Origin of the sequence: Rufibacter sp. XAAS-G3-1 (genome assembly GCF_013623775.1) — a bacterium.
Taxonomy (GTDB): domain Bacteria; phylum Bacteroidota; class Bacteroidia; order Cytophagales; family Hymenobacteraceae; genus Nibribacter.
In genome coordinates, this window is sequence record NZ_JABFAM010000017.1 from 26362 (window position 1) to 50317 (window position 23956).

Annotated in this window: 14 protein-coding genes; 6 read left to right on the forward strand and 8 right to left on the reverse strand. The window is 52.6% G+C overall.

All coding sequences use genetic code 11. The features are described from left to right. The first annotated feature begins 101 nt into the window (after nucleotides 1-101). The 3 genes from HHO50_RS17200 (at nucleotide 102) to HHO50_RS17210 (ending at nucleotide 2772) form a co-directional block, all read left to right on the forward strand. Nucleotides 102-689, forward strand: coding sequence for a porin family protein (locus tag HHO50_RS17200; protein WP_181307792.1), 588 nt, complete (start codon nucleotides 102-104; stop codon nucleotides 687-689). 570 nt (nucleotides 690-1259) lie between these two features. Then, nucleotides 1260-1922: a porin family protein gene (locus HHO50_RS17205; RefSeq protein WP_181307794.1), complete on the forward strand. Its 663-nt coding sequence runs from the start codon at nucleotides 1260-1262 to the stop codon at nucleotides 1920-1922. Between the two features lie 196 nt (nucleotides 1923-2118). Next, nucleotides 2119-2772 carry a porin family protein gene (locus HHO50_RS17210; protein ID WP_181307796.1) on the forward strand — a complete coding sequence of 218 codons (654 nt, stop codon included), beginning with the start codon at nucleotides 2119-2121 and terminating at the stop codon, nucleotides 2770-2772. Between the two features lie 231 nt (nucleotides 2773-3003). Here HHO50_RS17210 and HHO50_RS17215 read toward each other — a convergent pair whose 3' ends face one another. The 8 genes from HHO50_RS17215 to uvrA form a co-directional block, all read right to left on the reverse strand. Further along, nucleotides 3004-4374 carry a dipeptidase gene (locus HHO50_RS17215; protein ID WP_181307798.1) on the reverse strand — a complete coding sequence of 457 codons (1371 nt, stop codon included), beginning with the start codon at nucleotides 4372-4374 and terminating at the stop codon, nucleotides 3004-3006. 685 nt (nucleotides 4375-5059) lie between these two features. Next, on the reverse strand, nucleotides 5060-5704 hold the full coding sequence (plsY, locus tag HHO50_RS17220) for a glycerol-3-phosphate 1-O-acyltransferase PlsY (protein ID WP_181307800.1): 645 nt from the start codon (nucleotides 5702-5704) through the stop codon (nucleotides 5060-5062). A gap of 215 nt (nucleotides 5705-5919) precedes the next feature. Continuing rightward, nucleotides 5920-10998, reverse strand: coding sequence for a hypothetical protein (locus HHO50_RS17225; protein WP_181307802.1), 5079 nt, complete (start codon nucleotides 10996-10998; stop codon nucleotides 5920-5922). A 19-nt stretch (nucleotides 10999-11017) separates the two neighbouring features. Then, on the reverse strand, nucleotides 11018-11854 hold the full coding sequence (prmA, locus tag HHO50_RS17230; RefSeq protein ID WP_181307804.1) for a 50S ribosomal protein L11 methyltransferase: 837 nt from the start codon (nucleotides 11852-11854) through the stop codon (nucleotides 11018-11020). A gap of 266 nt (nucleotides 11855-12120) precedes the next feature. Further along, nucleotides 12121-12885 carry a triose-phosphate isomerase gene (gene tpiA / locus HHO50_RS17235; RefSeq protein ID WP_181307806.1) on the reverse strand — a complete coding sequence of 255 codons (765 nt, stop codon included), beginning with the start codon at nucleotides 12883-12885 and terminating at the stop codon, nucleotides 12121-12123. A 186-nt stretch (nucleotides 12886-13071) separates the two neighbouring features. Next, nucleotides 13072-14223, reverse strand: coding sequence for a lycopene cyclase family protein (locus HHO50_RS17240; RefSeq protein WP_181307808.1), 1152 nt, complete (start codon nucleotides 14221-14223; stop codon nucleotides 13072-13074). After that, nucleotides 14213-14878 (reverse strand): carotenoid biosynthesis protein, encoded by a 666-nt coding sequence (locus HHO50_RS17245; RefSeq protein WP_181307809.1) that lies wholly within the window; start codon nucleotides 14876-14878, stop codon nucleotides 14213-14215. The genes HHO50_RS17240 and HHO50_RS17245 overlap by 11 nt, the downstream gene beginning before the upstream one ends. A 323-nt stretch (nucleotides 14879-15201) precedes the next feature. Continuing rightward, entirely contained in the window at nucleotides 15202-18018 is a 2817-nt protein-coding gene (gene uvrA / locus HHO50_RS17250) for an excinuclease ABC subunit UvrA (RefSeq protein WP_181307810.1), read from the reverse strand. A 276-nt stretch (nucleotides 18019-18294) separates the two neighbouring features. Here uvrA and HHO50_RS17255 point away from each other — a divergent pair, with 276 nt between their 5' ends. The 3 genes from HHO50_RS17255 to HHO50_RS17265 all read left to right on the forward strand — a co-directional run bounded on the left by HHO50_RS17255 (nucleotide 18295) and on the right by HHO50_RS17265 (nucleotide 23955). Next, nucleotides 18295-18417: a 30S ribosomal protein THX gene (locus tag HHO50_RS17255; protein ID WP_181307812.1), complete on the forward strand. Its 123-nt coding sequence runs from the start codon at nucleotides 18295-18297 to the stop codon at nucleotides 18415-18417. A gap of 414 nt (nucleotides 18418-18831) precedes the next feature. Then, a complete protein-coding gene (locus HHO50_RS17260; protein ID WP_181307814.1) occupies nucleotides 18832-19212 on the forward strand; it encodes a hypothetical protein in 381 nt (126 codons plus the stop codon). A gap of 366 nt (nucleotides 19213-19578) precedes the next feature. Further along, a complete protein-coding gene (locus tag HHO50_RS17265; RefSeq protein ID WP_181307816.1) occupies nucleotides 19579-23955 on the forward strand; it encodes a CusA/CzcA family heavy metal efflux RND transporter in 4377 nt (1458 codons plus the stop codon). Nucleotide 23956: the final 1 nt, after the last annotated feature.

A 23956-nucleotide genomic window follows, 5' to 3' on the forward strand; every position in this document is an offset into this window, starting at 1 on the left:
TATAAACAACAAAATACGAAGTATTTAACTTAAGACAATTCAGAAAAACTCACTAACTAGCATTACATTTATAATTCTATACCACCCTTTATCCCTATTTTATGAAAAAAGTATTACTATTCGCAGCAATGTTGTTTACAACCTACTTTGCCCAGGCCCAGGAAGGCATACAAGTAGGTTTAAAGGCTGGGGCTAACCTCAGCAACATTACAGGCGATGAAACCGAAGATTTGAAAAACAAGTTTGGCTTCCATGTTGGGGCTTTTGCTGATTTTGGTATTTCTGAAATGGTGTCCATCCGCCCAGAGGTGCTATATTCCATGAAAGGTGCTAAAGCAGAGGAAGACGGAATGGAAGGAGGCTTTAATTTACACTACATTGACGTTCCAGTTCTAGCCCGTATCAACGCAGATAGACTATTCTTTGAATTTGGCCCCACTGTTTCTTTTCTGTTGAAATCAGAAATAGAGATGGAAGAGGTTTCTGTAGATTTCAAAGATTATACCAACAAGGTTGATTTCGGTTATGCTGCTGGCCTGGGATATCAGTTAACTGATGGCCTGGGATTAGGATTGAGATACAATGGCGGCATAAGCAAAATCTATAAAGATGACAGCGACGACTTTGAAGCAGGAGAAGTCCGCAATTCTGTTTTCCAACTTTCACTAAGTTATTCCTTTGGGAGATAAGCTATTTTCCATCCACAGAAAGGGGCTGCTAACAGCCCCTTTTTTTATGCCGTTTTCCCAGAACTCAGCTTAAAACATTTCTTCAACAGCTTAGAGCTTGTTTAAGAGCATGTTTAAATTTCATCTTTGCGCTACAAACGACCATAAAAAGAACCTGCGTTCACCTTTTTCTCGCACCGTAGCGCTGCTACGCTGCTCAAAAAACGCTTCCGCAGAACCTTTCTCTGGTCATTTTCGCCAGCAAACCTCAAATTTAAACAAGCTCTAAATTGACCAAGTATTTTAAAGGTCTTTTTCAGAAAACAGGCCCAAAATGCAGACACCCATTTTTATGCTCGGCAAAAAAGGCCCTCTAGCCAGAGGCCGCCGCTTATAGCAGTAAATAATTGAACAGCAATGCTTATCATACTAATTCTTATCTTTTTCCAAGTTGTTTAAATACGGAGTTTCTACTTCTTACAGAAACTTAATCTATAAAGAACCAACATTTTTTAGCAGTACCGTATAATGGGGTGAGTTTTACCAGGGCTCGTCAGACAAACAGCCCCTTACTTTATTTTTAAAATCACTATGAAAAAGATTGTATTATTAGTAGCAGCCGTGCTTTCGTTTGGTGTTGCACAGGCACAGAATGGCCCTAAAATTGGCCTTAGAGCCGGTGCTAACTACTCCAACCTTTCCGGTGACCTGGAAAACCAGGACATCTATGAAAACAAGTTCGGGTTTGTGGGTGGCCTTACGGCTAACTTTGACCTGAGCGGCGACGGCTTCCTTTCTTTACAACCCGAGCTTCTTTACTCGCAACGCGGCTATCAGTACAAAGACGATCAGTACACAATTGGCTCCGGTGCTAATGCCATCAACTATAGAAGCGAAGGTTCTGTTCATTTTAATTATCTTGATTTACCCATCCTGCTAAGAATAAACGCGGGTGGGTTGTTCTTTGAAGGTGGGCCACAGGCTTCTTACCTGTTAAGCATCAAAGACAAAAGCGAAACCTTCATTGGAGATAGTCGCACAGCTACCTCCAATGAAATTGAGAAAGATGACCTTTCTGAGTTCGAGATTGGCTACGTGGCTGGTTTAGGGTATCAGTTAGAGAACGGCCTTAGCTTGGGACTGCGCTACAACGGTAGCATCAATTCACTTGCGAAAGAAGACAGCGATGACTTAACCAATGCCCGTCACTCTACTTTCCAACTTACCTTAGGCTTCCTGTTCCCTAGCCGGTAAAGAAGTACAATCGTTAGAAAAACCATTTAAAAGGAGAGCCTGCCTAAGCGGGTTCTCCTTTTTTGTCATCTCACTTTTAAGCACTTATCTTAAAAAACAGCCTCTAAACCGAATGGATATATTCAACAATATCATTTAGGCACAGTGTTTGATAAAATACCTGCAAACAAGGGAACTAAATCTAATTTCTTAAACCATGAAAAAACTTTTCGTTTTGGTGTTTGCGTTTATAGCTTCTTATGCGACCCAAGCACAGACCACCTTCGGGATTAAAGGTGGGGTAAACTATTCCAACCTTTCCGGCGATCTCAAAGATGAAACAAGGTTCAACAACAAAGTGGGCTTTGCCGGTGGCGTGTACCTGAACGTACCAGTAGTAGGCGACTTCTTTTCTATTCAGCCCGAAGTGCTGTACTCCAACAAAGGCTTCAAATATGACGACCAAACCTTCTCAGACCCTCTGGGATTGAACACCTACCGGAAAGAAGGAACCGCCAACTTCAATTATTTAGACGTACCCGTATTAGCCAGAGTCAAAGCGGGCGCGCTGTTCTTTGAAGCCGGGCCGCAGGTGTCTTATCTGGTAAGCGTCAATGACAAGACCAAAACCTTTAGGAATGATGAGTTGCAGGACGCCACCACCAGTTCTAAAAGCAAAGAAGGGTACTCAGACTTTGAAGTGGGGTACGCCGCCGGTCTTGGTTTCGCGACCCAAGGCGGTATCAGCTTGGGTTTGCGCTACAATGGTGCTTTCTCTGATTTAACTGATGACTCTCCCGCCAGAGGTGACTTCAAAGACGCCCGTCATTCCTTGTTCCAGCTAAGCGTAGGGTTCCCCATCAGTAGATAGGCAACGATACCCGTTGAGGTATTCTACCACACTTCACGCAAAACGGCCGGTGGCTCCCCATCTCAGTCACGAAACGGGAGTCTCGCGCTAGTACTATCTAAACCTGTGAGGTCTTGAAGACCTCACAGGTTTTCTCGTTTTAAGCCTGTTTCCCGTAAAACAGCTTCAAAACGCAACAGCGGGGCTCCCCTCTCCGCGGGAGAGGGGCTGGGGGCGAGGTCTTTTCTCGCTTTACGCCTCTTGTTGGTGTAAGTCAGTAAAATGCTGGTAGAACAATGGAATGGTTTCAATGCCTTTCATGAAGTTGAACACGCCAAAATGCTCGTTGGGGGAATGAATGGCGTCTGAGTCCAGTCCGAAGCCCATGAGAACGGTATCGGTGCCCAGCTCAGATTTGAACATGGCCACAATGGGAATGCTGCCCCCGCTGCGCACCGGCACCGGTTTCTTCCCGAAGGTATCTTCCATGGCTTTGGCCGCCGCCTGATACCCCGCCGAGGTAGTGGGCGTGACCACTGGCTCGCCGCCGTGGTGCGGTTTCACTACTACCTTCACGCTGGGCGGCGCAATGGATTCAAAATGTTTCTGGAACAGCGCGCTGATCTCCTCTGAAGTCTGGTGCGGCACCAACCGCATGGAAATCTTCGCGAAGGCTTTGGACGGTATCACGGTTTTGGCGCCCTCACCGGTATAGCCGCCCCAGATGCCGTTCACGTCCAGCGTGGGCCGGATGGAATTACGTTCCATGGTGCTGTAACCTTCCTCGCCGTGTACATCTGGCAAATCAAGGACTTTTTTGTAGGCTTCTAGGCTGAACGGCGCCCGCGCCATCTCGGCGCGTTCCTCTGGACTCAGTTCCTCCACGTTGTCATAGAACCCAGGAATGGTGATGTGGTTGTTTTCGTCATGCAAAGAAGCAATCATCTTGCACAGGATGTTGATGGGGTTCGCCACCGCACCGCCGTACAAACCCGAGTGCAGGTCACGGTTAGGGCCGGTCACTTCCACCTCGTGGTAGCTGAGACCGCGCAGCCCGGTGGTCACCGAGGGCACATCGTTGGCCAGCATGCCCGTGTCAGAAATCACGATGATATCGGCGGTGAGCTTTTCTTTGTTTTCTTTCACGAAGGTAGCCAGGTTCACCGAGCCTACTTCCTCTTCGCCCTCAATCATGAACTTGACGTTGCAGGGCAAGGTCTGCTGCTGCATCATGGTTTCAAACGCTTTTACGTGCATGTAGGTCTGGCCTTTGTCGTCGCAGGCGCCCCGGGCGTAAATCTTCTCGTCTTTGATGACCGGCTCAAACGGCGGCGAATCCCAGAGTTCATACGGGTCGGCGGGTTGCACATCATAATGCCCGTAGACGAGCACCGTAGGCAAAGCCGGGTCTATGATTTTCTCGGCGTACACAATCGGGTTACCCGCCGTCTGGAACAATTGGGCGTTATCGGCTCCGGCGGCTTCCAACTTCTCTCTCAGAAACTCGGCGGCCCGCAGCACGTCTCCCTTAAAGGAAAGGTCGGCGCTCACCGACGGAATGCGCAACAACTCCAGCAACTCTAGCAGAAACCGGTCTTTGTTCTCTTCAATGTAGGCTTTCATAGGGTAGGTTTGGTGGTGGGTGAAGTTAAAATAAAAAGCGTCTTTCTCCTGAAAATTAGACGTTTTTGTTCTGTTTTGCCCTTGGACTTGTACCAGCGGAGTTGAATCAACAGCGTTTTATCTCCATTATTTCTGTTTTCAATGTGTTTTCCAGAAAACAGCTTTAAAGTAATGATGGGTGCATGCAGTTGGCTTTTCCCTTGGTTTGTCTGCTTGATGCGTGGGTGCAGATGCTGAGTTGTTTCATTTATGGCGATAAGCGCTCACGGCCGCGAGGCCCCGTCTTCCCCTCTCACACTGCCCTTTCGGCCTGAACGTCTTTTCCGCTTAGTTTTGTCCATCTAAGGCCAAAAGCGAGGCGCGCTCGGGAAAGACTGGAAAGGGGCAATGCGTCGGCGGCGTTCATAGACCTCACAGGTTTTGAAAACCTGTGAGGTCTTCTTCTGCAAAGGCACATTTCTCTTCTGCCTACTAAAGCAGATACTCCCCCTTTGAAGGGGGCGAAGGGGGATGTTGACACCGGCCGGTCACACGCGTTCCTTTCTCCTTCAGTTATTCCCCTCCTGGGAGGGGCAGGGGTAGGTTGTGTTTATGGCCTCCTTTTCTGAAAACAAGCGATAATCTGGAGTGCGGCACTTTGCTAGTTTTCCCGCCGCAACCAGATTGTGTACGATCAAAAGTACCGCTACTTGCTGTTAAACGGATTGATGTTGGCTTTGCTTTCTACGCCTTGCAGGAGGCGGGTAATGTTCTTTTTATGCGTGAGCACCACCATCACGGCAATGAATACCCCGAAGATGGGCAGCAGCACGGTATCTGGCTTGAACATGGGCAACAACAGAAGCAACGGAAACGCAATAGCCGCCAGCATGGAACTAAGGGATACGTATTTGGTGAGCAACAGCACCACCACAAAAATGCCTAGGCACAGCAGAGCCACTTGCAGATGCACGGCCAGCACCATGCCCATGAGCGTCGCCACGCCTTTGCCGCCTTTGAAACCCACGTACACCGGAAAAATATGCCCAATGACAGCCACCACACCCAAGATAAGTTTGAATAGGATGAGTTGCTGCGGCTCAATTACATCCCAGTACAGCAAAAAATTGGCCAGTGACGTAGCGGCCCAACCCTTGAGAATGTCAACGGCCATGACAATGGAACCCGGTTTCTTGCCTAACACCCGAAAGGTGTTGGTGGCTCCGGCGTTTCCGCTGCCGTGCTGGCGCACATCAATGCCATAATAGCTTTTCCCCACCCACACGGCCGTGGGAATAGCCCCAATGAGGTAGGCCAACAAAATGATTCCGCCAATAATGACTATCTCCATACGCGTGCTGTGTTTTTGAATCTGTTCCCTTTGATACGGAAACCGCCGTTTTAGTTTATAAATATCCTTCTCCAAATATAGAAAAAGCCCTAGCAATGCCCAATCCCCTCTGGCTCAAAAGCAACATCCCGTTTTAAAGCCGATTTGGTGAAATCTGCCTTAAAACGGGATGCTGGAGAAAAGTCATCTGCGGCACAGAACGTTACCGTCCCGGCTTAATTCTTGACGGGCGGAATGTCTGGCACGGCCTCTTCTTTCTTCTTCTTTTCTTTCTTCTTTTTATCAGTTGTGGGTTCTTCTACCGGCGTTTCAAAACCAGACGGCACTACGTCCACGGCTTCGGCTTTCTTTTTCTTGCTCTTCTTGTCGGTGGCTTCGGGTTGGTCTACCGGGGTGTCAAACCCGGCAGGAACGGCTCCCGTCTCAGTTTCTTCGCCTTTCTTTTTCTTCTTGGCTTTTTTACCGGTCTCTTCCTCAGGGGCGGTGTCAAAGGTGTTGTACACCGGCTGCGGAGCCGCTTTGAGCGGTTCTTTGCCCAGGTATTCCTTCCGGAAGAAATTCACGAAGTCCGTTTTGTCTATGTCTTCCAGCGGATAGAAGGTGTAATCGCCCCCGCCTGTTCCCCGGCCCTTCGACTTGGAGGCAACGGCGGCGTTGAACTTAGGGTCTGACGAGGCAATGCCCAATCCGCCTTCAAAGAAGTTGAAGTGGTACCACACGTAGGGGTTCACCTCCAGGTACAGAGACACCACATCGCCGGCGGCGCCCCGCTTAATTTCTAGGTGGCCGGTGAGTTGGGCGTTCACGTCTGTTTTGCCAATTCCGGCAATACTGATGGGCCCGGTACTGTACCACGCGTTGTTTTTAGGCGACCACTTCAGCTTCACTTCATTCAAGACCAAGGTATGAATGAGCTTAGGCGATATTTTAGAGAACGGCACGTAGCCCTTGGCAGTGGCGGCGGTGAAATCTGCCACGCCTTTGTCACCAATGAAAGCGGCCAGTTTATACGGCAGCGTGGGGTCAGACAGAGAAATTCCCTCGGGCAGGCCGCCTACTTCTTTGGCTACTTTCTGGCCCATGGTTTCCATGGCTTGCTCTGGCACATCAAAGTCAAAGGCCAGGAAGGTGTCCAGTTCATACAAGCTGCTGTCGGTGCGACCGGTGCCGCTCCCCGCCGCCTGTAGTTTGAAACCTTTCACTGAGTTAATGAGGTTGAACTGCCCGCCGTAGGTCACTTTCTTGGTGGCTTCATTGTACTGCAGCACATTACCGGCGTAACTATTACCGTAGGCACGGCCTGCATCCCCTAGTTTGTACTGCTTGTCTTCCTTGTTGAAAGACAACTCGCCCTCTACTACAAACACGTCCAGGTCATCTTCCAACTGCTTCTTAGACACGAAGGTGTTGTAGATTTTGCCCGAGGTAGTGTTGATGTGGATACCGGTTTTCAGCGGCGTGCCGTCGGCCAAGGTAGGGTTCTTGATCTCCAGGCGCACATCTTCGGGGTCTACGCCCTCGCGTTTGTACGGGAACCAGTCTTTGCTTTCACTTCCGCTGAAGAGCAGTTTGGCGTACCCGTCAAAGTTGAAGGCCTTTTTGTTGGACGCTAACGCCAGATTGCCATAGTAGCGCACATTGGGAATAATGAACAAGGTATCTTTTTCGGGCACGGTGGCCTCTGCCAGGAAGTAAGCCGGAGCTTTTTCGTCCCGTTTTCCGCCTTCCTTGTTCCAGGTAAACTTGTTGAACTTGATTTTATAAGCGTCGCCAATGGAGTTGGTGAAAGTATAAATGGCGTTCCCCGTCATGCCAAACCGGTTGTCTATGTGCAGCTCTCCCTGACTCATCTGGTGGAACTTCTGCACGGAATCCATGGCTAAGGCCGCATTCTTGAAGGTTCTCAGCTCGGCGTTTTTCAGGAACTGCACCCGATTGCTGTCTGGTATCACGTAGCTGTCTCCAATGGGAATGTAGGGCACCCCGGCGGCCGCCAAAGATGAATTACTGAAATCATAGATGGCGCTTTGCGCTTTGAACCGGAGCGAATCGTCGCCGGACTTCATGGAGAAGAAGTAAGAATCGCTGTTGTTGGTGTTGCCGTTGGTAAGCGTCAGTTTCTTGGTTTTGAAGTCCCATTTACCCGTAGACAAAGAAGACCGGTACTGCGCGTACGGGAATTCCGTGGTCATTTTCCCCACGGTTTCGGCCCCGTATTCGGCGTAACCGGCATCCATGTAGAAGTCCAGGTAAATGTCATAGGTGGTGAGCGCGGGGATCTTCCGGTCATTAGACGCTACTTCCATACCGGCTTTGTTTCCGTGCACCAGCCCTTTTTTGAACACAAACGACGGCGATTTCATGGCTACCTCTTTGTTCTCTACCACCCCGCTGCCGAACAGCGAAGACGGCGTGAACCCTAGCGTTCCTTTGTAGGTGAACCGGTCATTGAACATGCTCATCAGCTCCCTACCCACCGTACTTATCTGGAGGGTATCTTGGTACGGCTGCCATTTCATGGTGAAGGATTTGAAGGTACCGCTGGGGTAAGAACCCATGGCTACGGTTCCTTCCTTGAAGCTTCCTTTCTTGCCAGACAGCGAAGTAGCCGAATCAAGGTAAAACACGAAACTTGGAGATTGCATGGTAGCGGTCTGGTAACTTAACACGCCTTTGCCACGCAGGCCTTTGGTGTCCATGGTGAGCGTATCATTGAAACGGCCTTTGCCCCCGTACGCCGCAAACCCGGCTTTAGGCACCGGGTAGGTGAAACCCAGCGCCCCGTCTGGCTGCACCTCCAATTTGGTGTCAAACGGCGGGAAAATGCCTCCGGAGTTAAACTGCCCCTTAAACCCGATAACGTTGCGTTTGGTACTGGCCAGGCTGTCAATCCTGAACGGCGGAATATTGAAGTACACCGTGGTGTCATACACGCCGCCCAAGATCTCTGGTTTGTTGAAGTACACGGTAGCGCCAGAGATAGCATCCAACGCCGGATAACCCTGCGATTTCTTGCGCCCCGATTTGTTGTCTGGCCGGTTGAGGTACAGTTTGGCCTGTCCTTTGCCCCCGCGGTTAACCAATGTAAAAGGCGTCTCTTTCTCTTTGCCGTCTTTGCCCTTGGTTTTGGTGGTGAGCACGGTAGAGTCAATTTTGGCCATGTCTATGAAAAAGCCATCATAATCAAACAGGAAGTCTTTGCCCCTGAAAGTAAAATCAGTAGACTTCACTTTGCCGTTGAACAAGATATTGCGGTTTTTCTGGATGCGCACCGTCTGGCTGTCTGGCTCGGCTATGACCAAGGAGTCTGTATGAAAGGCGAAGGATTCTACGCCGCGCAGAATCAGGTCGCCGGAGGTTAGGTCTACCGTGGCATTCTTTCCGGCCGGAGACAAGGCTTTCAGATTGATGTAGTCATAGTCTTTCTTGTCGCGGGAGGCGTCTACGTAGTGATAGGCTTTGTCGCGCAGGTGTATGTACCCGGTCTTGGGGTCATAGTCTAAGTAACTGCTTTGCGCCAGCGTGGTCAGCGCGTTGTGCAGCACCTCGGGCTTCATCTTGGTGTCTGCGGCCATCTCGGCCAGATAAAAAGTTTTGGAGCCTCGTTTCAGGCCGTACCCTACCGCCGTGTACAGCGGATGGAAATTGGAGATGGTCTTGATCTGCTGAAAGCGGGATAGCGTGAAGTACTCCTTAGAGTTCACCTGTACCGGCACCTCGCTTTTAGCCGTTAGGATGGCGAAATCTATCTTCGGCTCTGTCAGGTTCCAAGATGCCATGTCGGTGGAGAGTTCCATCTGATGGTACGAGTGGTAGTACGGCGTTTGCTTGTAAAGGCCTTCGGGGTTGATGAGCACCAGCCGTTTCCCTTCTTTGTTGTACTTGAACTTCACCCCTGGGTGGGTGATGGAATCCTTTCCCTGAAAAAGTGCGATTCCGGCCTCAGGGGCCGTGATCAGACTATCCGTAATGGTGTAGTTCCGGGACGTAGCCCTAAACTTACGTCCCCCGTTCTCAGACACCCAGATAGTAGAAGGACTTCCGTCCAGGGCGGCGCTCATCAACGTACCGCCCGCCAGAGAAAGCCCGCCCAGGTATTTTATATCCGTCCCGAAGCGCTTGATCTGGGCATTGTTGGTGTGGGAAATGAATTTAGGGAAGCCATTGTCGCCGTTCGGTTTGGGGCGGGTGAGCCGGTATTCCAGATTTCCCCGGATGTTGTTTTCCAACACCGCCGGGTAGGTGAGCGTAACGTCTTCGGCCTTGAACGTGGGTTTGGCCACTTCAAAGGCCAAGTTCTTGAACTCAGCGGTAGCCTCGCCGCCCAACCGGTTCCAAACTAATTTACCGCCGTTTCCGGCATACATGCCGTTGGCCAGGGAGACCGCTCCGTTGGCTTGCCTGATGGTAACGGAATCAAAGGCCGAGGTAAACACCAGGTCTGCTTTCTGCACCACCACCACCGGGCCCGCCAATACCGGTAAAGGTGCCGAAAAGTATTCTTGTACCATTACCGGAGCGGGTTCAGCCACGGGAGCTGGTTCCGTTTTTTTAGTCGCAGCCTTGGTTCCCGTAGCTTTTTTGGCTGTCTTGGCGGCTGGCTTGGTTACTTTCTTTGGGGTTTCCCAAGCCGCCCAAGGGTCTTCCTCTTCCTGCTTCACTACTTTTTGGGGAGCCGGTTTTGGAGCCGGAGCGGTAGCCTTGGTCGCTGGTTTTGGTGTAGTGGTGGTCTTTGGAGTAGGGGTTGGTTCTTCGGTACCCCAGCCAGAACTAGCAGCCGGTTCTGCGGTGCCTTCGCGGTATTCAAAGGCAAAGGTGCCGCCCTGGGCTTTTAACCCGTTGGTAGGGCCTTTGTAGAGCGTTTTGTCCGTTAGGAACTTTTGGGTGCTGGCCAGAAACCGCTCATACACTTTCACGTCCTGCTTCTGGAGGGTTTGCTCCATCACCTTCAGCAATTGGTCTAAGTTAGCGCCGCTGTACTGGTGCAGGTTTACGCTGGAGGCTACGGTGCCCAGAAAATTCTCAAAGTGTGGCCTTGACTTCAGCTTTTTCTTCAGCATCTGCTGGGCCAGATCCATGACCTTGGTTTTCTGGGAATTGTTCAGTTTTCCGCTGCTCCAGGCATTTTCAAAATCGGTGCCCACTTGCACGGCCGCTGCGTTTTTGGTACCAGCCATGAGCGCGCGCATGTCCAACGCAAACTGCTCGGGGTTATCTGTGGACAGCTTATAGTTTTGGGCAGAGCCGGCCAACCCGCTCAGTAAAAAAATCAGGAAGAGATAAAGATGCTTCATAAGAGAATTGGCGGGCCGTTTAAAGGCTGTTTTTCCGAAATATGGCAGAAACCCAGTTGTTTTTGTTTCTGGACGATTCAAAGGTCAGGTCTAGTTCAGAGGCCCTCTCCTGCAGAATGGGAAGGTCTTCGGTATAAAAACCGCTTAATACCAGTGGGTTGCCGGGCTGCAACAGTTGGCTGTACACGGGCATGTCTTCCAGCAGCACGTTGCGGTTGATGTTGGCCAGAATCAGATCAAAGGAAGCCTCGCCCTGCAGCACAGCGGCATCGCCCAGGCGCACTTCTAAGGTAGAACAGTGGTTGCGCTCGGCGTTCTCGCGGGCGTTTTCTACCGTCCAGTCTTCAATGTCTACCGCTAACACCTCGCGGGCGCCCAGTTGCTCGGCCATGATGGCCAGGATACCGGTGCCGCAACCCATGTCCAACACCCGCTTTCGGCTGTGGTCTAGGGTGAGCTGGTTCTCAATCATGAGCGTGGTGGTCTCATGGTGCCCCGTCCCGAAGGACATTTTAGGGGTAATCACAATGTCATAGGCAATGCCTTCGGGCTTGGGGTGGAAATCGGCCCGCACCGATACTTTCTCGGCAATGAGCAAGGACTCAAAGTTCTTTTCCCACTCCTCGTTCCAGTTCTGCTTGGCAATGCTGCGGGTCTGGTACGGGAACTCGCCGGCAAACTGGTAACGCTCCAGTACTTCCTGCAGGGCTCCCTCAGAAAATCTATCTTCCTCAATGTATCCCTGAAACCCTTCCTCGGTGTCCTGGAAGGTATCAAAGCCTAATTCCCCCAGTTCTGCGATCAAGATTTCTGAGTACTCTGGCGAGGCGGTAACGGTTACTTCAATAAAACTCATAAAGGTTTCTATAAAAATTCTGCCATAAAGCAGAAGACCAGGTAAATATCTAACGAAAATAAGAGTAATATCTTGCGTTTTAGACTTATTTCTAGAAAAGGAGGCAAAAAACGTAAAATTAAACTACTCCTATATAGCACCTATTCTCCTAAATTACAAGGCCCTAAACATATTTAGGGCCTGTTTTTCACAAAACAGGCCCTAAATATAAGACTATTACTATATAAACATTCTACCTACTGCTACAGTAACGCTGAGGACTAAGGCTAGAAGGATTTAATGATATCGGTGAAATCCCTGGATTTAAGGGAGGCTCCGCCGATGAGGCCGCCGTCTACGTCTGGCTGCGAGAACAATTCTTTGGCATTGCCGGGGTTGGCGCTGCCGCCGTACAGAATGGTTTTGTTGTAAGCGGCCTGGGCGTCAAAGATGCTGGACAGTTCTTCTCTGATGGACGCGTGCATTTCCTGCGCCTGCGCGCTGCTGGCGGTTTTGCCGGTGCCAATGGCCCAGATAGGCTCATAGGCAATCACAACCTGGTCAAACTCCTCGTTGCTCAAGTGCGCCACGGTTTCTCTCAATTGTTGCGCTACGTATTTGAAATGATCTTCGGCCTCGCGTACTTCCAACGGCTCGCCGCAGCAGAAAATAGGTTTAATGCCTTGGGCCAAAGCCGCTTTCATTTTCTTTAAAAGCAAGTCGGCATCTTCGTGGTGGTATTGACGGCGCTCTGAGTGGCCCACCAACACATACTCCACGCCCACTGATTTCAGCATGGCCGCCGACACCTCGCCGGTATAAGCACCACTCTCATGGGCACTTACGTCCTGCGCCGCCAGGTGCATGCGCGAATTTCCCTGGATTAACTTACTGATGGAGTTCAGGAACGGAAACGGCGGCGTCACAATCACTTCCACGTTCTCATGGGTGACTTCGTCTCTGACCATGTTGTCAATTTCACTTACCAGGGCCTGGGCATCTTGGTAGGTTTTGTTCATTTTCCAGTTGCCGGCAACAATGTTCTTTCTCATAGCTTGGGGATTTGATGGAAGCGGTGGCCCGAAGTACAGCCGCGTTTTTAGGTTCTTTTTCTGAAAATAGGTCAATAACGGCCCATGCCCTTGCAGGCGGAAGCCGTAGCTGCGTCGCTAAGTTAGCAATTTGTGGTTTACGTGCATTCGCCGGGGCAGATGTAGGTTCTTGCCCTTGCCGAGAATTTACTTTCCTAGTCCCTGTTTGAGGGCCGCGGGCAGGAAGATGTGTTTATCCACCGCATTCATGATTCTAAGATCTTCCGGCAGAGAAGTTTCTTCGTTCAGGAATTTAAGGATAAGGCTAGCCGGAAGTTTGCTGAACATGGCGTGGAATACCTCCCAAGGCTCCTGCTTCTTCTCGGCTAATACCCGCAAAAACACGCTGTCATAAAAGGCGAACTTGTCTACCAAACTCTTAGAGCCCGTCAACGGCATTTTGCCCCGCACCAGATTTTGGGCAATAGCCGCGCACTGCCGTTGGATAAAACTGAAGGTATAGCCCGTAGAAGCCTTGGTAGCCCCGCCCGCCGTCCCAATGTTAATGACCTGCTCACTCATTCCTTTGGAAAAAGGAGCATCGGTCATGGGGATTATCCCAAACTCTTCGTGGGTGACGGTATAGTCCGTGATGTTCAGGTAATCACGAAGGTACGTCTGCAACTCTCGGTCATACTCTTCCTGCGGCAAAGCTGCTTCTGAGAAACCCGTGTATTCCACCAGCGCCTCATGGGCATTCACCGGCAACACGTACATAAACCGGCAATCCTGGTGCTGGGCCACCCGGAAGTCCATGAGGGTAGGTTCTTCGGGTTTAAAGACGGGCGCGGCAGTTTTGATGAAAATACCCTTGAAATGCTGTACCAGGTAATACTTATCAGGCAGCTTGGGAATTTGGAAGAGCACACTGTTAAACACGTATTGCGCCTGGTACACCGCCTGCTTGCCCTTGATTATCCCATTCGGTTCCAGAGCCACAATCTCGTCCTGCCGAAACTCTACGTTCGGAAACTTCTCCATCAACGTGAAACAGTGTTGGTAAAACGACAGGCTATCCAGCATTTTGTACCGGTACGGGCTGATGTCCAGCAACGCCGAGAACTTGGGGGAGTGGAAATGGAGTTTAGACCATTTACTTCTAAGGCAGCTTTCAAATGGGCTGTCTTCGGTTTGCCAGAAACACCAAGTGCGGTCGTTGGTTTGTTTCAGGTCGCGGTCTAGCAGCAGGATGCGTTTGGACTGCAAGCTTTTATGACCCAGCAGATGGCACACCAAACTCAGGCCCGCCGCTCCGGCTCCGGCAATGATGTAGTCATACGTGAGGGTTTTATCCGGCATAAAAGAATTCTACCAGGTTGAGAAGCAGGAAAAACACGAACTGCACCAAGAGAAAATAAGGCGCAAACAGGTTTCGGGAATTCTTTAGCAATGGAATAAGCACCAGTACAAACAGGAAACTGAAGATGTACCAACTCAGGTAGTTCTGCAACGGCGGCGTGTGGCCGTTCCAATACCAAAAATCGAAGGTCTCGCAGACCTGCTCAATCAGGAAATCTATGCTGACCGGAATAGCCGCCGCCACCGCCGCTTTCACCAAAAAAGGCTTCCCCCATTGATTGACAACTGCCGCCGCGGCAAAGCACAACGCCGCCCAGTTCATGCCAATCACTAACGGCACCTCTTTGAATTTGAACCCAAACGCATCGCCGTAATGATAGGCCCCAAATACCTTTCCCGTTGCCACGCCAATAATTTCCGCCGTTAATCCTACCAGAAACACTGCCACAACTCCTAAGACCATCTTCCAGGTCAATCCTTGGTGATTCCAGAGCAGCAGCCCCGTGGCTAAGACTAAGTTCAAGGGCGTGTTGCTCAGAAACCACTCTCTAAACGGGGTGTAGAACCCAATTAACCCGCACACGTGGAACAGGCACATGATGCCAACGGCAATTTTGAGTTTGTTGACCGGAAGAGGAGCGGTGAGTTCCTTCATTCGTTATTGAACTTAGTGGGTATTGCCGCAAAAGCAGCTTTACGCTGCGGCGGCAATATAGTCAACCGGAATGAGAAGGGAATTGTTGCATCTCTTGAAAGAGCGGCAAAATGCCCGTAGACCTTGCTTCACGGTCTTTATCTTTTTTACCTGACACAGAAAGGACAATCCCTGGTGGTTGCCCTTTCTGTGAAACACCGTTTAGGGCAACCACCAGGGATTGCCCCTACAAATAAAAAGACCTGTGAGGTTTTCAAAACCTCACAGGTCTAAATCATCATCCGTTTAAGAGCTAGTTTCTCAAAATCAGCCACTAAACAGACTTACAACTTTGGTTTCAGGTAATGACCAGTATGGTTGCCTTCCTGCTTTACCAAATCCTCTGGCGTGCCTTCAAAGAGGAGGTGCCCACCATTGGTTCCGCCCTCGGGGCCCAGGTCAATAATCCAGTCGGCGCATTTGATGATGTCCATGTTGTGTTCAATCACCAATACCGTATTGCCGTTTTCTACCAGCGCGTTCAGCGCGGTCAAAAGTTTGTTGATGTCATGGAAGTGCAGACCGGTGCTGGGCTCATCAAAGATGAACAGAATGTTGCCGTTGTGCGGGGTAGAGCCTTTGGTCAGGAAAGACGCTAGTTTTACCCGCTGCGCCTCACCGCCCGATAAGGTGTTACTAGACTGCCCCAGTCTGATGTATCCCAAGCCCACATCTTGCAGGGGCTTCAGCTTCTCCAGGATCTTAGGCTGGTCTTTGAAGAAGATCAGGCTGTCATCAATGGTCATGTCCAGCACCTCAGAGATGTTCTTTTCGTGGTACTGGATGTCCAGGATGTCTTGCTTGAACTTCCGGCCTTCACAGGCCTCGCAGGTGAGGTAGATATCAGCCATGAACTGCATCTCAATCTTTACCTGACCCTCGCCCTGGCACACTTCGCAACGGCCGCCTTCAATGTTGAAGGAGAAGTGCGACGGCTTGAACCCACGGGCTTTGGCCAGCGGCTGGTCGGCGTACATGGTTCTAATGGCGTCATAGGCTTTCACGTACGTCACCGGGTTAGAGCGCGACGATTTCCCGATAGGGTTTTGGTCTACGAACTCCACGTGCGCCACCTTGTTGATGTCGCCGGTAAGCTTGTCGAACTTACCCGTGGCATCGGCGTGGCCGCCTAATGATTTGATAAGCGCCGGAGCCAAAATCTTCTTCACCAGCGTAGACTTGCCCGAGCCGCTGACGCCCGTCACCACGGTCATGATGTTGAGCGGGAATTTAGCCGTTACGTTCTTGAGGTTGTTCTCGCGGGCACCGTGCACTTCCACGCAGTTGCGCCACGGCCGGCGCTGCGCGGGCACCGACACTTCCATGCGGCCACTTAAATAACGCCCGGTATAGGTATCACTCTTAAGCAGTTCCTGGAACGTACCCTGGAACATGAGGTTTCCGCCACCAGAACCAGCTTCTGGGCCGATGTCCAGCACCTGATCGGCGACTTCCATCATGCCTTCCTCGTGCTCCACCACAATCACGGTGTTGCCCATCTGTTGCAAGGAGCGCAACACGCCAATGAGTTGGTCAGCGTCTTTGGGGTGCAGGCCGATGCTGGGCTCATCCAGAATATACATGGAACCCACCAACGCACTTCCCAATGACGTAGCCAGGTTAATGCGTTGGCTCTCGCCGCCCGATAAGGTATTGGAAAGCCGGTTCAAGGTTAAATAACCTAAGCCCACGCGGGTAAGATAGCTGAGGCGGTTGGTGACTTCAGTTACCAACCTATCGGCCACGGCCATGTCATGCGCGCTCAGGTTCAGGGTCTGGAAGAACTCCAGGGTTCTGGTCACGGGCATGAGCACCAGGTCGGTGATGCTTTTGCCGTCTACTTTCACGTAACTAGCATCTTTGCGCAGGCGCGAACCTTTGCAATCTGGGCAAGCCGTACGGCCCCGATAACGCGATAATAGCACGCGGTACTGGATCTTATGCGACTGCGCCGAGATGTGCTTAAAAAAGTCATGGAGGCCGCCGAAGTATTTGTTTCCTTTCCAGAGCAGTTCCTGCTGTTCCTCGGTGAGTTCATTGAACGGCCGGTGGATGGGGAAATCAAAGCGCACGCCGTTCTTGAGCAAGGGCTGTAGCCACTCGTTCTGCTTTTCGGTGCGCCACGGCGCGATGGCTCCTTCGTACACGGTGAGGCTTTTGTCTGGAATGACCAGGTCTGGGTCAATGCCCAGCACACTGCCCCAGCCTTCGCAGGTCTGGCAAGCGCCGTACGGGTTGTTGAAGGAGAAGAAGTTCACGTTGGGCTCCTCAAACACCATTCCGTCCAGCTCAAAGCGGTTAGAGAAAACGCGCGTCTCCTCGCCCAGGTGGATGTGGCATTCATCATGGCCTTCATAGAAAGCGGTCTGTACCGAGTCGGCGAGGCGCATCTGGAGGCTTTCGTCTTCCTCGCCCTGCTTGATCACGGTGCGGTCTATGAGAATGAACACGTTGCCTTTGGGCTCGGGCTTGCCCTCGCCAATGAGTTCCTCAATGAAGAAGGGCTCATTGTTGAGCATCACACGGGAATAGCCTTTCTGCAGCAGCAAGTCCAGTTCTTTGCTCAATTTGCGCTCCGGGGAACGTTGCAGCGGCGCCAGGATCATAATGCGGGTGCCGTCGGGCAAGGTCATCAGAAAATCGACCACGCTGGTGACGGTGTCTTTTTTCACTTCCTGGCCAGAAACGGGGGAAATGGTCTTACCTATGCGGGCGTACAGCAGCTTGAGGTAGTCGTAAATCTCGGTGCTGGTGCCCACGGTGGAGCGGTTGTTCCTGATGCTCACCTTCTGCTCAATGGCGATGGCCGGACTAATACCGCGGATGTAGTCTACATCGGGCTTGTCCATGCGGCCCAGGAACTGGCGGGCGTATGAGCTCAAGCTCTCCACGTACATGCGCTGCCCCTCGGCGTAAAGCGTGTCAAAGGCTAGGGATGATTTCCCGGAACCGGAAAGGCCGGTCACCACAATGAACTGGTTGCGCGGCAGGGCCACGCTCAGGTTCTTTAAGTTATGGACGCGGGCCCGTTTGATGATGATGTGCTCGCGGGCGTCCAGCGCGTCCAGGTCAGTATCTTGTTGAATGAGATCTTCTGTCATATAGAATTATAGCCTCTCTAGAACAACAACCGCGGCAGAATGATTCTGTTTACACGGGTATAAAACAAGCGCGAGGCCAAACCGCAAAGGTAGGCATACGCATTGGTTTTTAGAAGGGTGGCCGGAGGTTCGTTTTAGACCTACTTTCTGAAAAACAGGCCTTAAACGGATAGAGAAACTTGCGCTTATTCCGCAGACTTTGTAACTTTCTTCCCTTACTTCTCGGATGAGAGTATTTGTCATATCATGTTTCACTTACAGTTAATCGGTACCACTATGGGAAAAGGAGATGGTAAAAGCAAAAAAGGCAAAATAAGCAAAGGCTCTTACGGCAACAGCCGCCCTAAAAAGGCGAAAAACGAAGTTACCAAAGCAGCTAAGCTGGTTGTCAAGAAATAACAAAATCGCTCACTAGTTAAGAAGAGGCCCTGCTGACATGCTTCAGCAGGGCCTCTTTGATTAAGTTTAATACCGATTTTCAAAAAACAGCCTGAAAACCCAGCAGGTGATTTTTCAGGCTTGCCAACAAAATTATTGCACTGACCAAGCCGCGACCTGCACCAACAGTTATAATGGTCTAGCACGAGCCCGCCACTCAGAATAAAAAAGCAGGAAGCAAGCCGCGTATGGTCATTTAAGGCCTGTTTTCTTTAAATGGCCCCTAAACCAAAAACATCTTACCTATGCCTACGTTTGGCAAGCCGAAGAAGGGCTTCCGCCAAGGAGGCTATCCAGAAAATGCCTGTTTGCCATAAACAATTACCAAAACCCAGTTGGGCTGCCTATATTTGCTCCGGTTCCACCTCCAGCACCTTGAGACTCAGAGTTATCTTTTTTGCGGCTTACCTGTTCCTGGGCTCTCTGCTGCCCAACTCTGATCTGCATGAGCTTTCCAAAATCTCTTTCCTGCTGCAGCATTACCAGACCCACCAGGCCCTGAACGGCCCCCTGCGGTTTGTGGACTTCCTGGACATGCATTACCAGGGCGAGGAAAATACCCGCTCAGAAAACCATGATCAACTTCCGCTCAAACAACTAGGCAACTCGGCGTACGATTTCTTTGTGGCCATGCCCTTGCTGCAATCCCCGCTGCGGGCGCTAGACCTGCAGGAACCCCAACAATACACCCTCTTCACGCCATCCGTCCCTGATTTCTTCACGGGCAGCATCTGGCAACCGCCCCAACTGGGCTAACCCCTCTTCCTGGATAGTTTTGCTGATTTTCCGGCAAATGCGCTACGCTATTCCTGTCTTGTAAATGGGCAGCTGGCTACGCATCTCTGCTTCTGTCTTTCGGGTGCAACTTGCTTCTGGCGTTAGAAACCCAGTAGGCACGTTTCAAGGCTCTTTTCTCTAAAACAGCCCCTAAACCAGAACGCTTGGCAGCGCAGAAGACTTTGCGGCAAAAGCAGTTCCTGCGCGCGGAAGCGCCAAAATCTATCCAATCCCCATCAGTATTCCATATCCCGGCAGCCAAGGCTTTAGGCTGTGTTAAGGGCTTTTCTTCTGCTGCTTTTTGCCTCTCAAAGGAGGTGGGCAGCTCTGGATTTATTCAAGAACATGTTACAGAAGATTATAGATTTTTCCATCAAGAACAAGCTCATTGTGGGGCTGTTTACGGTGGCCCTGGTGGCCTGGGGGGTGTACAACCTGCAGCGCCTGCCCATTGACGCCGTCCCTGACATCACCAACAACCAGGTACAGGTCATTACCGTATCGCCTTCTCTGGGCGCGCAGGAGGTGGAACGGCTCATCTCCTTCCCCGTGGAACAAGCGGTGGCCAGCGTGCCGGGCGTCACGGAGATCAGGTCGTTCTCACGCTTCGGGCTGTCTCTGGTCACGGTGGTCTTTGACGAGGGCCGCGACATTTACTGGGCCCGCCAGCAAATTACGGAGAAGCTTCGGGAGGCCGGGGAGCAGATCCCCGAGGGCATGGGCACTCCTACCCTGGCTCCTATTTCCAGCGGCCTGGGCGAGATTTACCAGTATGAGTTAAGACCGGCCCCGGGCTATGAAAGCAAGTACAACGCCACCGAGCTGCGTACCATCCAGGATTGGATTGTGCGGCGGCAGTTGCTGGGCACGCCCGGCGTAGCCGAGGTCAGCAGTTTTGGCGGCAAGCTGAAGCAGTACGAGGTGGCTATCCACCCAGAGAAGCTGCGCAGTTTCAACCTTACCATCGGGCAGATTTTCACCGCCCTGGAGCAGAACAACGCCAACGCGGGCGGTGCCTACATTGAGAAAGACCCCAACGCTTACTTCATCCGCACCGAAGGCCTGGTGAAAACGCCCGAAGACATTGGCCGGATCGTGGTCACCAACACCGCCAGCGGCACCCCGGTGCTCATCAGAGACGTGGCCGAGGTGCGCGAGGGATCCGCCATTAGGTACGGTGCCATGGTGAACGAGAAAGGCGAGGTGGCCGGCGGCATTGTGATGATGCTCAAGGGGGAAAATTCCTCAGAGGTCATCAAGCGGGTGAAAGACAAGATCGCGGAGATCAGGAAAACCCTGCCGCCGGGCGTAGAGTTGGAGCCGTTCCTAGACCGCACCAAACTGGTAGACCGCGCCATCAACACCGTGCAGAAAAACCTGGCCGAGGGCGCCTTGATCGTGGTCTTCGTGCTGGTGCTCTTGCTGGGCAACCTGCGGGCGGGTTTGCTGGTAGCCTCTGTCATTCCGCTGGCCATGCTGTTCGCCATTTCGCTCATGAACGTGTTTGGGGTCTCTGGCAACCTGATGAGCTTGGGCGCGCTGGACTTCGGGTTGATCGTGGACGGGGCCGTGATCATTGTGGAAAGCGTGATCCACCGCATCCACGTCAGCAACTATTCGGCGCTGGGCATCCAGAAGCTCTCGCGCCAGCAAATGGACGAAGAGGTGAAGTCCTCGGCGGGCAAGATGATGGGCTTCGCCTCGTTTGGGCAGATCATCATCCTGATTGTGTACCTGCCCATTCTGGCGTTGGTGGGCATTGAGGGCAAGATGTTCAAACCCATGGCCCAAACCGTGTCCTTCGCCATTCTGGGTGCGTTCCTGCTCTCGCTGACCTATGTGCCCATGATGGCCTCGCTGGTGCTGAGCCGCAAGACCGTGCACAAAGAGAACATCTCAGACCGCATCATGAACGCCATCAACCGCGCCTACCAGCCCTTGCTCACCGCGGCGCTTAAGGCCAAAGGGCTGGTACTGGGCGTGTCCCTGTTTCTTTTCGTGGTCTCGGTGTTCCTTTTCACCCGTATGGGCGGCGAGTTTATCCCGTCGCTGGACGAGGGTGATTTTGCCATAGAAACCCGCCTGCTCACCGGCAGCTCGCTTAATGAGACCATCAAGGTCGTGCAGAAAGCGTCTCAGGTGCTGAAGGAAAAATTCCCCGAGGTGGAGAAAGTAGTCACCAAGATCGGCTCTGCCGAAGTACCCACTGAGCCCAACCCCGTGGAGCTGGGCGACATGATTGTGGTGCTCAAGGAGCGCGACGAGTGGACGAGCGCCAGTACCCGCGTAGAATTAGCCGAGAAAATGTCTGCCGTGCTGAAAGCGCATCTTCCGCAGGCCTCTTTTGGGGTGCAGCAGCCCATTCAGATGCGCTTCAACGAGCTTATGACCGGCGCGCGGCAAGACGTGGTGCTTAAAATCTACGGCGATGATGTGGATCAGTTGGCCAAATACGCCCAGAAAATAGGCAAGCTGGTACAGCCCATTGAAGGTGCCCAAGACCTGTACATTGAGGAGATGAGCGGCCTGCCGCAGGTGGTGGTAGCCTATGACCGGGAACAGATAGCCCGCTACGGCCTCACCATCCAGGACGTGAACCGCACCGTGACGGCGGCCTTTGCCGGCGAAATTGCGGGTCAGGTCTATGAGGGCGAGAAACGCTTTGATCTGGTGGTGCGCCTGAACCAGCAGAACCGCCAGGACATCTCAGATGTGCAGCGCCTGTACGTGAGCAACGCCGTCGGGCTGCAGATTCCGCTGGAGCACATTGCCCAGGTGGAGATGAAAGACAGCCCCAACCAGATCCAGCGCGACGGCACCCGCCGCCGCATCACCATCGGGTTTAACGTGCGCAACCGAGACGTACAGAGCATTGTCACCGAGATCCAGCAGAAGATAGACGCCCAGATCAAGTTGCCGCCCGGCTACACCATCACCTACGGCGGCGAGTTCCAGAACCTGCTGGAGGCCAAGGAACGGCTCTCGGTGGCGGTGCCGCTGGCCCTGGCGCTCATCTTCGTGCTCCTGTTTTTCGCCTTTAAATCAGTAAAGCAGTCCATTCTGGTGTTCACGGCCATTCCGCTCTCCGCCATTGGCGGCGTGCTGGCCCTGCTTCTGCGCGACATGCCGTTCAGCATCTCGGCGGGCGTGGGTTTTATTGCGCTTTTCGGGGTGGCGGTGCTCAACGGAATTGTGATGATAGGCTATTTCAACCAACTTAAAGCCGGTGGCATGACCAACCTGGAACAAATCATACGGGAGGGCACGGCCGCGCGCCTGCGCCCCATTATCATGACGGCCACGGTGGCCTCGCTGGGCTTCCTGCCCATGGCCCTCTCCAACTCGGCCGGGGCCGAAGTACAGAAACCCTTGGCCACGGTGGTGATTGGCGGGCTGATCTCCGCCACGCTGCTCACGCTGGTGGTGCTGCCCATTCTGTACTACTTTTCAGAAAAAGGCTTCAAAACGGGCAAGGCGGCGCTATTGTGGCTTCTGCCGCTGGGCTTTCTGCTGCCGCAGGAAGGACGGGCGCAGACCCCTGCTGTTCCGCAGCCCATGTCTTTGGCCCAAGTACTGGACCTGGCCCGGCAGCACAACCAACAGCTCAAAAGCGCCGCCCTGGAAGTGGAGGTGCGCGGAGCCTTGCAGAAAACCGCCGTGGACTTACCCAAGACCGAAGTCCTCTACGAGCACGGCCAACTCAACAGCCCCGTCACCGACAACCGCCTGGGCGTGAGCCAGACCATTCCGTTCCCCTCGGTGTGGAAAGCACAGGGCCAGTTGTTGCAGGAACAGAAGAACCTGAGCCAGGGGCAACTGACCCTGCAGCAGCACGAACTGGTGTTCCAGGTAAAGCAGGCGTACGCGCAACTGGCTTATTTGCACCAAGCCCAAACGCTGTTGCAGCGGCAAGACAGCATCTTCCAGGTACTGGAGAAGGCCGCCGAGGTCAGGTTCAGAACCGGCGAGACGGGTCTGCTGGAAAAAACCACCGCCACCACCCAGCGCCTGGAACTCTCTGACCGGTTGCGGCAGAACCAGGCGGCTCTGGCCGTGGCCCAGGCACAGTTGAACGCGCTGGTGCAGGCCCCGCAGCCTTTGGCGATCCTTCCCCAGCCCCTGCAACTGCAACCGGACAGCCTGTCCGCCCCTCTCCTGGCACAGGAAAACCACCCGCTGTTGCAGGTGTACCAGCAGCAAATCACCGTAGCTGACCGGGAACGGCAGGTGGAGAAAAGTAAACTGGCCCCCGACCTCATGCTGGGTTACTTCAACCAGTCCTTGATTGGCACCTATGAACTCAACGGGCGCACCGAAACGGCGCCAGACCAGAGCCACCGGTTCCAGGGCGTAGAGGCCGGGCTGGCTATTCCGTTGTTCCGGGGGGCGCAGAACAGCCGCGTGAAGGCTGCCCAGTTAGAAATACAGGCGGCGCAGGCCACGCTCCAGAACCAGCAGCACCAGTTGCAGGCCCAATGGCAGGCAGCCCAGGAAAACCACGCGCGCCTGCGCCAAAGCCTGCGCTTCTACCAGGAACAGGTGCTGGCCAACGCCCGCCTGGCCCTCACCCAGGCCGACAAGGCCTACCGTAGCGGGGAAGTCAGCTACCTGAGTTACCTCCAGGCCGCCGACCAACAGCTGCGCACCCAGCAGAATTACCTTCAGCTCCTGCTGGACTATCAAGTAAACCTTTACCAACTCCAATACTTAGGAGGACAATAAC

Coding starts and splice junctions, on each gene's coding strand:
- HHO50_RS17255 (WP_181307812.1), top strand. CDS start 18,295: ATGGGAAAAGGAGATGGTAAAAGCAAAAAAGGCAAAATAAGCAAAGGC.
- HHO50_RS17205 (WP_181307794.1), top strand. CDS start 1,260: ATGAAAAAGATTGTATTATTAGTAGCAGCCGTGCTTTCGTTTGGTGTT.
- HHO50_RS17265 (WP_181307816.1), top strand. CDS start 19,579: ATGTTACAGAAGATTATAGATTTTTCCATCAAGAACAAGCTCATTGTG.
- uvrA (WP_181307810.1), bottom strand. CDS start 18,018: ATGACAGAAGATCTCATTCAACAAGATACTGACCTGGACGCGCTGGAC.
- HHO50_RS17215 (WP_181307798.1), bottom strand. CDS start 4,374: ATGAAAGCCTACATTGAAGAGAACAAAGACCGGTTTCTGCTAGAGTTG.
- plsY (WP_181307800.1), bottom strand. CDS start 5,704: ATGGAGATAGTCATTATTGGCGGAATCATTTTGTTGGCCTACCTCATT.
- tpiA (WP_181307806.1), bottom strand. CDS start 12,885: ATGAGAAAGAACATTGTTGCCGGCAACTGGAAAATGAACAAAACCTAC.
- HHO50_RS17210 (WP_181307796.1), top strand. CDS start 2,119: ATGAAAAAACTTTTCGTTTTGGTGTTTGCGTTTATAGCTTCTTATGCG.
- HHO50_RS17240 (WP_181307808.1), bottom strand. CDS start 14,223: ATGCCGGATAAAACCCTCACGTATGACTACATCATTGCCGGAGCCGGA.
- HHO50_RS17225 (WP_181307802.1), bottom strand. CDS start 10,998: ATGAAGCATCTTTATCTCTTCCTGATTTTTTTACTGAGCGGGTTGGCC.
- prmA (WP_181307804.1), bottom strand. CDS start 11,854: ATGAGTTTTATTGAAGTAACCGTTACCGCCTCGCCAGAGTACTCAGAA.
- HHO50_RS17200 (WP_181307792.1), top strand. CDS start 102: ATGAAAAAAGTATTACTATTCGCAGCAATGTTGTTTACAACCTACTTT.
- HHO50_RS17245 (WP_181307809.1), bottom strand. CDS start 14,878: ATGAAGGAACTCACCGCTCCTCTTCCGGTCAACAAACTCAAAATTGCC.